The sequence below is a fragment of the Aeromonas sp. HMWF014 genome, from assembly GCF_963878295.1.
Lineage (GTDB): Bacteria > Pseudomonadota > Gammaproteobacteria > Enterobacterales > Aeromonadaceae > Aeromonas > Aeromonas popoffii.
In genome coordinates this window covers 1-9,324 of record NZ_CAWNYS010000206.1, presented here as the reverse complement: position 1 = coordinate 9,324, position 9,324 = coordinate 1, and the positions used below count along the sequence as shown (strand labels likewise).

At 56.9% G+C, this 9,324-nt stretch carries 9 protein-coding genes and 1 pseudogene; 5 read left to right on the top strand and 5 right to left on the bottom strand.

The window, feature by feature from the left end:
* From AAC083_RS08375 to AAC083_RS08365, 3 genes are all read right to left on the bottom strand, one after another.
* On the bottom strand, window positions 1-1,068 hold a 1,068-nt coding region (locus AAC083_RS08375; RefSeq protein ID WP_108536305.1), incomplete at its 3' end, for a beta-ketoacyl-ACP synthase III.
* Between the two features lie 57 nt (window positions 1,069-1,125).
* Window positions 1,126-2,289, bottom strand: coding sequence for a vWA domain-containing protein (locus AAC083_RS08370; RefSeq protein ID WP_108536304.1), 1,164 nt, complete (start codon window positions 2,287-2,289; stop codon window positions 1,126-1,128).
* 3 nt (window positions 2,290-2,292) lie between these two features.
* Complete coding sequence (locus tag AAC083_RS08365) at window positions 2,293-3,135, bottom strand: AAA family ATPase (RefSeq protein ID WP_042036319.1); 843 nt, start codon at window positions 3,133-3,135, stop codon at window positions 2,293-2,295.
* A gap of 167 nt (window positions 3,136-3,302) precedes the next feature.
* Here AAC083_RS08365 and cysK point away from each other — a divergent pair, with 167 nt between their 5' ends.
* From cysK to AAC083_RS08340, 5 genes and pseudogenes are all read left to right on the top strand, one after another.
* Window positions 3,303-4,271, top strand: a complete 969-nt coding sequence (gene cysK, locus AAC083_RS08360; protein ID WP_042036320.1) for a cysteine synthase A — start codon at window positions 3,303-3,305, stop codon at window positions 4,269-4,271.
* A gap of 442 nt (window positions 4,272-4,713) precedes the next feature.
* Window positions 4,714-4,971 carry an HPr family phosphocarrier protein gene (locus AAC083_RS08355; RefSeq protein ID WP_005303128.1) on the top strand — a complete coding sequence of 86 codons (258 nt, stop codon included), beginning with the start codon at window positions 4,714-4,716 and terminating at the stop codon, window positions 4,969-4,971.
* A 44-nt stretch (window positions 4,972-5,015) separates the two neighbouring features.
* On the top strand, window positions 5,016-6,743 hold the full coding sequence (ptsI, locus tag AAC083_RS08350) for a phosphoenolpyruvate-protein phosphotransferase PtsI (RefSeq protein WP_108536303.1): 1,728 nt from the start codon (window positions 5,016-5,018) through the stop codon (window positions 6,741-6,743).
* A 43-nt stretch (window positions 6,744-6,786) separates the two neighbouring features.
* On the top strand, window positions 6,787-7,296 hold the full coding sequence (gene crr, locus AAC083_RS08345) for a PTS glucose transporter subunit IIA (protein ID WP_042036323.1): 510 nt from the start codon (window positions 6,787-6,789) through the stop codon (window positions 7,294-7,296).
* Between the two features lie 178 nt (window positions 7,297-7,474).
* Window positions 7,475-8,139: pseudogene (locus AAC083_RS08340) on the top strand (leucine zipper domain-containing protein).
* On the opposite strand, the gene AAC083_RS08335 reads toward AAC083_RS08340, so the two are convergent.
* Window positions 8,093-8,419 carry a GNAT family N-acetyltransferase gene (locus tag AAC083_RS08335; protein ID WP_308811001.1) on the bottom strand — a complete coding sequence of 109 codons (327 nt, stop codon included), beginning with the start codon at window positions 8,417-8,419 and terminating at the stop codon, window positions 8,093-8,095. The pseudogene AAC083_RS08340 and the gene AAC083_RS08335 sit on opposite strands and share 47 nt — an antisense overlap.
* Window positions 8,420-8,517: 98 nt before the next feature.
* Window positions 8,518-9,324 (bottom strand): hypothetical protein (locus tag AAC083_RS08330; RefSeq protein WP_146181619.1); only part of this gene is annotated, 807 nt, incomplete at its 5' end.

Sequence of the window (9,324 nt, the reverse complement as noted above, 5' to 3'; positions counted from 1 at the left end):
GAGCACGCCGCGAGCCCCTGCAGGCAGGTCACGATTGTACAGATGGAACGCGATAATGGAACCCGCCGAGCTGGTGTTGCCATAGCTATCGAGAATGACCGGCGCCTCCTGCTGGCTGGCATCGTGACCCAGCAGCTTGCGACCGATGAACTGGTTCATGGTGAGGTTGGCCTGATGCAGCCAGAGCCGGCTCAGGGTATCCGCCGGCCAACCCTGCTCATCCAGCTGACCGGCTATCTGATCGCACACCAGCGGCAGCACTTCCCTGAACACCTTGCGCCCCTGCTGGCAGAACAGCTTGTCATCACCATAACGGGTACGCGGGCTGAGCCGGTTCAGGAAGCCAAAGTTGTTGCGAATGTTGTTGGAGTACTGGGTCACCAGCTTGCTGGCCACCAGTTGCCAGGGGTTGCTGACCTTGCACGCTTCTTCCCGCTCCAGCAGCACGGCGGTACAGGCATCACCGAAGATAAAGTGGCTATCCCTGTCACGAAAGTTGAGGTGCCCCGAGCAGATCTCCGGGTTCACCACCAGCGCCAGTTTGGCGCTCCCCGCCGCCAGCATGTCGGCTGCCGCCTTGATGCCAAAGGTGGCAGACGAGCAGGCCACGTTCATGTCAAAGGCCATGCCGCCTGCTCCCAGGTAGTGCTGCAACTCGATGGCCAGCGCCGGATAGGGGCGCGGCATGTTGGAGGCGGCGACGATAACCAGATCTATCTCTCCCGGCTCGCGGCCGGCGGCGATCAGCGCCTGCTCGGCGGCGGCCACTGCCATCTCCACCATGATGGAGGGTTTGTCATCGGCTCGCTCCGCCAGCAGCGGCTGCATGATGTCGGGATCCAGCACCCCTTCCTTACTCACCAGATAGCGGCTCTTGATGCCGGAGGCCTTCTCGATGAACTCGCAGCTCGAATGCTGCTTGGCAGACAGCTGGCCCGCATCGATGGCGGAGGCGTTCTCCTCGTTGTAGAGATCCACATACTGGTTGAAGGCGCCCACCAGTGCTTCGTTGCTGACGGCAAAAGGCGGGGTATACAGGCCTGATCCACTGATCACGATAGAAGTCATCTTTGCTCCTGGCCGGGTGCGTTCCCGGCTTGTTGGCTTTTTAGGGTAGAGAGGTCATTACAGCTGATCGATCGCCGCGGCGAGACCGGCCAGAGTCAGCGGATGCATGCGCCCGCCAACCAGTTCATTCATTAACTTGATGGAGGGATGCCAGAGCCACTCCCGCCTCGGAACCGGGTTGAGCCACACCAGCTTGGGAAAGTGCTGCTGCAGGCGGGCGAGCCACACCTGACCCGCCTCCTCGTTCCAATGCTCGACACTGCCACCGGGCCAGGTGATCTCATAGGGGCCCATCTTGGCATCCCCCACCACAATCACCCTGTAGTCGCTGCCGTAGGTGCGCAGCAGCCGCAAGGTATCAAAACGCTCCTCGGCCCGGCGGTTGTTGTCTTGCCAGACGAAGTCGTAGAGACAGTTGTGAAAATAGAAGTACGCCAGATGTTTGAACTCGTGGCGTAGCGCCGAGAAAAGCCGCTGCACCTCGGCCACGTGGAGATCCATGGAGCCCCCCACATCGAAAAAGACCAGCAACTTGACGCCGTTGTGGCGCGCCGGCCTCAACTTCACATCGAGCCAGCCCTGGCGGGCCGTGCTCTGGATGGTGTCGTCGAGATCCAGTTCGTCCGGGTTGCCCTGGCGCACCCAGCGCCTGAGCTTGCGCAGCGCCAGCTGAATGGCACGCTGCCCCAGTGGCGAGTCGTCGCTGAAGTTGCGATAGTGACGCGCCTCCCACACCTTGGCCGCCTTGCCGTGCTGACTCTCTCCCCCCATGCGGATCCCTTCGGGGTGAACACCACCGTGGCCAAACGGGCTGCTGCCTCCCGTGCCCACCCATTTGTTGCCGCCGGCGTGGCGACCTTTCTGTTCGCTCAAGCGCTGATTGAGGGTTTCCAGCAGCTTGTCGAGTCCGCCTAAGGATTGCAGCAACGCTTTTTCTTCCGGGCTCAGCAGCCGTTCAAACTCCTTGCGCAACCACTCATCCGGCAGGGTTTCTGGCAACAGGGGCGTGGCCTGCAGGCCATCGTAATAGTCGGCAAAGGCGCGATCGAAGCGATCGTAATGGGCCTCCTCTTTCACCAGCAGGCAGCGGGCGAGCTGGTAGAACGCATCCATATCGAGAGTGACCAGCCGGGCTGCCAGCGCTGCGTGCAAGTCCAGCAGTTCGCGCAGGCTGCACGGGAGCTTGTGGCGGCGCAGGTGGGTAAAAAAATCGATCAGCATGTGTTAGCTGCCGCGACGCGCCAGAAAGGCGAGCTTCTCAAACAGATGCAAGTCCTGTTCGGTCTTGAGCAGAGCGCCGTAGAGGGCAGGCACCAGCTTGCCAGGCGCGCGGGTGCGCATTGCCTCGGGGGAGATGTCATCGGCCAGCAGCAGCCGGATCCAGTCCAGCAGCTCGGAGGTGGAGGGCTTTTTGCGCAGCCCATCCACTTCGCGCAGCTCGAAGAAGAGCGCCATGGCCTCGTCCAGCAGCGCCGCTTTGAGGTTCGGATAGTGCAGATTGACGATGGCCTGCATCTCGGCCTTGTCGGGGAAGCGGATGTAGTGAAAGAAGCAGCGGCGCAGGAAGGCGTCCGGCAGCTCTTTTTCATTGTTGGAGGTGATGATGACCACGGGACGCTGGCGGGCCTTGACTCGCTCGCCCGTCTCGTAGACGTCGAACTCCATCCGATCCAGCTCCAGCAGCAAGTCGTTGGGAAATTCGATGTCCGCCTTGTCGATTTCGTCGATGAGCAGCACGGGCCGCTGCTCGGCGGTGAAGGCTTGCCACAGCTTGCCCTGGCGAATGTAGTGACTGATCTCCCCCACTCGCGGATCGCCAAGCTGGGAGTCACGCAGCCGCGCCACAGCATCGTACTCATACAACCCCTGCTGGGCCTTGGTGGTGGACTTGATGTGCCAGGCGATCAGCTGGGTACCGAGCGAACTGGCCACAGCTTCGGCCAGCTCCGTCTTGCCTGTGCCGGGTTCACCTTTGATAAGTAACGGTTTTTCCAGCACTATTGCCGCATTGACCGCCATCTTTAGCGCCTCTGAGGCGAGATAGCGATCGCTTCCTGCAAATCCCATAACGTCCATTCCTTTGACGACAAGAGACCTTTTGGAAACTGAGGCCTCAGTAAGAAAGAATAAGCTCTATATCTTGTAATAACATATTGTTATAACAAATCGTCACTTCTCATTCAGAAACCACAGGGTAATCTTGTTTCATCGCCGTAACAAACAGGGATAGCACCATGAGCAAAATTTTTGAGGACAACAGCCAGACCATAGGTCACACCCCGCTGGTTCGACTCAACCGTGTTACCAAGGGCCGCGTACTGGCCAAGATTGAGAGCCGTAACCCGAGCTTCAGCGTCAAGTGCCGCATCGGCGCCAACCTGATCTGGGATGCCGAGAAACGCGGCGTTCTGACCAAGGGCAAGGAGATCATCGAGCCCACCAGCGGTAACACGGGTATTGCTCTGGCTTTCGTGGCCGCCGCTCGCGGTTATCCCATCACCCTGACCATGCCCGCCACCATGAGCCTGGAGCGCCGCAAGCTGCTCAAGGCGCTCGGCGCTAATCTGGTGCTGACCGAAGGCCCGCTGGGCATGAAAGGCGCCATCGCCAAAGCCAACGAGATCCTCGAATCCGAGCCGGGCAAATATGTCCTGCTGCAACAGTTTGAAAACCCCGCCAACCCGGAAATCCACGAAAAGACCACGGGACCCGAGATCTGGGATGCCACCGATGGTCAGGTGGATGTGTTCGTGGCAGGCGTCGGCACTGGTGGCACCATTACCGGTGTCTCCCGCTATCTGAAACAGACCAAGGGCAAGGCCGTGGTCTCGGTGGCCGTCGAGCCGAGCGAGTCACCCGTGATCAGCCAGCGTCTGGCCGGTCTTGAAATCAAGCCGGGTCCCCACAAGATCCAGGGCATTGGCGCCGGTTTCATTCCGGGCAACCTGGACCTGACCCTGCTGGACCGCGTCGAACAGGTAAGCAGCGATGATGCCATCGAGATGGCCCGTCGCCTGATGGAAGAGGAAGGGATCCTGGCCGGGATAAGCTCGGGGGCTGCCGTCGTGGCCGCCGCCCGTCTGGCCGAGTTGCCGGAATTTGCCGACAAGACAATCGTCGTCATACTGCCGAGCGCCGCCGAACGTTACCTCTCCAGCGCCCTGTTTGCCGGGGTGTTCAGCGAGCAAGAACTGCTGCAGTAGGTGATCGAATTCTTTCAGAACAACGGCGCTCCCAGGAGCGCCGTTTTTTTATGAGCTAGACTGAGCAGGTGGTAGCGCCACTCGGTCCCTTATTTTTTGGGGTAAAATAACAAGCTGGCGGACGACAAAAAAAGCAGACATTCTGTGATAAATCTCATATCCTGTGCGGCGTCACGAGGTATTTGCCGACTAGGTATCACAAAGTAACAAAGTGTTATTTTTCGTTAAAAAATAATTTCAAGCCAGTATTTATGCGGCTTGTAGCGCGATAACGAAAAATAGTTTAGGCAGACACCGAATACTGCACAGAAAATTGACCTGGATTAAACCATTGCAGGTCTGATTTCGTTACTTTACAACATATCCATACTGACACGGTGAGATAAGGAAGCGTCAAAAGCATCCATCTCTCCAAAAAATATCAATAATATGGGGTGAAACCATGTACGAGAAGTCTGTTGTTATCACTGCTGAAAACGGTCTGCACACCCGTCCGGCAGCTCAGTTCGTGAAAGAAGCCAAAGAATTCCAAAGCGAGATCACTGTGGTCTCCGGTGGCAAATCTGCCAGCGCCAAGAGCCTGTTCAAGTTGCAGACCCTGGGCCTGACCAAAGGTACCAACGTGACCATCCAGGCCGATGGCCCGGACGCTCAGAAAGCCGTTGAGAAGCTGGTTGCCCTGATGGACGAGCTGGAGTAATCCAGCTTTATTCCTCCCCCACAGTCGTTTTAATAGGAAGGATTATGATATCTGGCATTCTTGCGTCCCCCGGTATCGCATTCGGTAAGGCGCTTCTTCTGAAAGAAGATGAAATCGTTATCAATCAGGGCAAGATTTCTGCTGACCAGATTGACGCCGAGATCAACCGCTTCCTCGAAGCCCGCACCAAGTCAGCTGTCCAGCTGGAAGCCATCAAAACGATGGCTGGTCGTACCTTCGGTGAGGAAAAAGAGGCCATCTTCGAAGGCCACATCATGCTGCTCGAAGATGAGGAGCTGGAAGGGGATATCAGATCCTTCATCAAAGACAACAAGGCCACCGCTGATAAGGCCGTCTACGAAGTCATCGAGCAATACGCCAAGATGATGGCCGATCTGGACGATCCCTACCTGCGCGAGCGCGCCACCGACTTCCGTGACATCGGCACCCGTCTGGTGAAAAACGTGCTGGGTATCGCCGTTGTCAACCTGAGCACCATCGACGAAGAGGTCATCCTGGTCGCCAAAGACCTGACCCCGTCTGAAACCGCTCAGATCAACCTGAAATATGTGCTGGGTTTCGTTACCGATATCGGTGGCCGTACCTCTCACACTTCCATTATGGCCCGCTCACTCGAGCTGCCTGCCATCGTGGGCACCAATGACATCACCGAGCGTGTCAAGAACGGTGACATGCTGGTACTGGATGCGATCAACAACCAGATCATCATCAACCCGACCGCCGAGCAGCTGACGGAAGCCAAACAGTTCCAGGCCCAGTTCCAGGCCGAGAAGGACGAGCTGGCCAAGCTGAAAGACCTGCCTGCCATCACGCTAGATGGTCATCAGGTCGAAGTGTGCGCCAACATAGGTACCGTCAAGGATACCGAAGGTGCCATCCGCAATGGCGCCGAAGGCGTGGGTCTGTACCGTACCGAGTTCCTGTTCATGGACCGTGACGCGCTGCCGACCGAAGACGAGCAGTTCAAAGCCTATAAAGAAGTGGCAGCGGCCATGCCGGATCAGCCGATCATCGTCCGTACCATGGACATTGGCGGCGACAAAGAACTGCCTTATATGAATTTCCCGAAAGAGATGAACCCCTTCCTGGGCTGGCGTGCCGTGCGTATTTTCTTCGATCGCGAAGACATCATGAACGCTCAGCTGCGGGCCATACTGCGTGCGTCTGCCTTCGGCAAACTGCGCATCATGTTCCCGATGATCATCTCTGTCGAAGAGTTCCGTAGCCTGAAAGCCACCGTAGAGACGCTGAAAGCCGAACTGCGCACCGAAGGCAAAGCCTTTGATGAATCCATCGAAGTGGGTATCATGATCGAGACTCCGGCTGCTGCCGTGATGGCTCATCATCTGGCTAAAGAAGTGGATTTCTTCAGTATCGGTACCAACGACCTGACCCAGTACACCCTGGCTGTCGACCGTGGTAACGAGATGATCTCCGCCATGTACAACCCGCTGTCACCCTCCGTCCTGACCCTGATCAAGATGGTTATCGACGCTTCCCATGACAATGGCAAGTGGACCGGTATGTGTGGTGAGCTGGCTGGTGACGAACGCGCCACACTGCTGCTGCTGGGTATGGGTCTGGATGAGTTCTCCATGAGCTCCATCTCTGTACCGCGTATCAAGAAGCTTATCCGTAACACCAACTTCGAAGATGTGAAGGCAATGGCTGACCAGGCATTGAGCTATGCAACTGCCGCCGAAATCGAAGCCTGTGTAGATAACTTTATTAAGCAGAAGGCAGTCTGCTAAGATCGGCTGCAAACAGCGACAATCATCTCTAGGAGCTTTTACTATGGGTCTGTTTGATAAACTGAAGAAACTGGTTTCCGATGATAGCTCTGATACCGGTGGCATTGAGCTGTATGCCCCGCTGTCAGGTGAAATCGTACCGATCGAAGATGTGCCTGATGTTGTCTTCGCCGAGAAGATCGTGGGTGACGGTATTGCCATCAAGCCAACCGGCAACAAGATGGTTGCTCCGTGCGATGGCACCATTGGCAAGATCTTCGAGACCAACCATGCGTTCTCGCTGGAATCCGACTCAGGTATCGAGCTGTTCGTTCACTTCGGTATCGACACCGTTGAGCTGAAAGGTGAAGGCTTCAAGCGCATCGCTCAGGAAGGTCAAAAGGTCAAGCGCGGTGATACCATCATCGAGTTCGATCTGGCTATTCTGGAAGCGAAGGCCAAGTCTACCCTGACGCCTGTTGTCATCTCCAACATGGACGAGATCAAAGAGCTGATCAAGATGACGGGTGCAGTGACTGTGGGCGAGACCCCGGTGATCCGCATCAAGAAATAATGCGCTCTGGCTTGTGCCAGTGACTGCAACGAAAAACCGAAGCCAAGCGCTTCGGTTTTTTTATGGGGCCATGCTGACCCTTGACGCCTGCTAGGTGTGATCACTCTGTAAGTTGTTCACTCGGGACATTCCCGGAAAATTGGAGGCGCCAACCCAATCAACCATCCGAGGTGCCCGAGTGAACAACCATAAAAATGCCCGATTAACCGTCTTTGGTCGACAACTTCTTTTCCTGCGTGTCCTTGAACAAGGCCTGCGTATTGAAGGAACTGCTCATACTGCCGGGGTCAGAACCCGAACCGCTTACAAGTACCTCACACGATATCGCCAGTAGGAGCCTGATGGCTTGTAAAATCGCTCGTCTCGCCCCGCATCCTTCCCCCATGCCATCGATGACCAGCGGCAACAGGTGATTATCGATCAGCGACAGACTTATCGGCACATAAGCCAAGCGTTGGTCATTGGACACAGTACTGTCGCCCATATCTTGCAGCGCATGGGACTTAATCGACTGGCTAATCTGGAGCCTGCTACTCCTGTATACCGCTATGAACATGAGAAACCGGGTGAGTGGCTGCATTTGGACATCAGAAGCTGTGTCGTCGCTTGGAGATCAAGCACCTGCGCACCAAGCCTTACACACCACAAACCAATGGCAAAGCAGGGCGCTTCATTCTGACAGCCCTGCGTGAATGGGCCTATGCACGGAGCTATGACTCGTCAGAGCAACGGGCAGAACACCTGCAACCGTGACTGCAGAGTACAACTGCCATCGTCCTCATGCCACAGCCCTAAATCAGTCGTCTTCAATCTGTGAACAACCTGGTGGGTTTACACAACTGATGCCGGTATCCGCCACCATCAGCAGAACATGAACGCCTTTGTCATTGACCTCCTCAACGGCCTTGAAACCATGACGGCAATAAATGCCTCCGGTCAGGTTCTCGGTTTGCAAGTAGAGCTTGCTTATCCCCGCCCTGCGGGCACGGCTGAGGATCTCTATTACCAGCATGGAGGCGACACCCTGCCCGCGCGCTTTTTCAACGACATAGACCCCACCTAACCAATATTCGTACTCGGGAAATATCGCCATTTCACGGTTCTTGAGCTCGGCAGCCCCCACCTATTCACCGGCAAGGCGGCTCACTCCCACTGTTTTTCCATAAAAAAACCTGCTCCGAAGAGCAGGTTTTGCATGTCATTGGATTAGCTTCAGGTCGCTCAGGCGATGCGCGCCCGGCCCTGTATCACATCCCCCCAGGCAGACTGCACCAGGCTGTTGGCCTGGCTGTCGAGGCGATTGATCAGTCCCATGTCGCCCGCTTCGGGAGCGAAGCTGCTCATGGCCTGGATCAGGCTGTCGACCGCATGGTGCGAGAGCGCCGTGTAGGCGCGCTCGCCCTCTGCCTGCTGTTCGCCAAGGCCTATGACCAGCTGGGCCCGGTTGTCGGCGAAGTAGTTGCTGAAGGTGGCGCTGCCCAGTTGCTCGAACTTGCCCTGCTCGCTCGCCCCGTCGGTGTGACGGTTGACCAGCAGTTGCAAGTCGTAGCCGCTGCGCTTGAACCAGAGATCCCGCCAGCTGACGTCGTTAAAGACGATGAAATCCTCCTTGCCGATGTCCTGCACCAGGTTCTCTATCACCTCGCCACTGAACACGAAACTGTCAACGCCGGTGCCGCCACTGAAGCGGTTCTGATAACCGCCCAGCACCAGCAGATCATCGCCGTCGCCACCATCGAGCTGACTGAACTTGGCGACCCGGTCGGCGATCAGTCGATCCCGGCCGTCACCGCCCCGGATGGTGGCGTGATAACCCATCAGCTTGACCTGATTGTTGCCATGCTCCGCCAGCAGGCGGTTGTGGTTGCCAAACACAATGGCAACGTCATCCCCCTCACCCAGCCGGATCTGGTTGTGATGGCCTATGGTCACCGCAAAGTCCTGATCCGCACCGGCATCGATCTGGTTGTAGTTACCGGAGGTGACCAGATAGTCCTGGCCTGCGCCCCCTTCCACTATCCCCTCTTC

Excerpts from the sequence above, each read along its gene's own strand:
- cysK (WP_042036320.1), top strand. The coding sequence starts at position 3,303 with ATGAGCAAAATTTTTGAGGACAACAGCCAGACCATAGGTCACACCCCG.
- AAC083_RS08370 (WP_108536304.1), bottom strand. The coding sequence starts at position 2,289 with ATGCTGATCGATTTTTTTACCCACCTGCGCCGCCACAAGCTCCCGTGC.
- AAC083_RS08365 (WP_042036319.1), bottom strand. The coding sequence starts at position 3,135 with ATGGGATTTGCAGGAAGCGATCGCTATCTCGCCTCAGAGGCGCTAAAG.
- AAC083_RS08355 (WP_005303128.1), top strand. The coding sequence starts at position 4,714 with ATGTACGAGAAGTCTGTTGTTATCACTGCTGAAAACGGTCTGCACACC.
- crr (WP_042036323.1), top strand. The coding sequence starts at position 6,787 with ATGGGTCTGTTTGATAAACTGAAGAAACTGGTTTCCGATGATAGCTCT.
- ptsI (WP_108536303.1), top strand. The coding sequence starts at position 5,016 with ATGATATCTGGCATTCTTGCGTCCCCCGGTATCGCATTCGGTAAGGCG.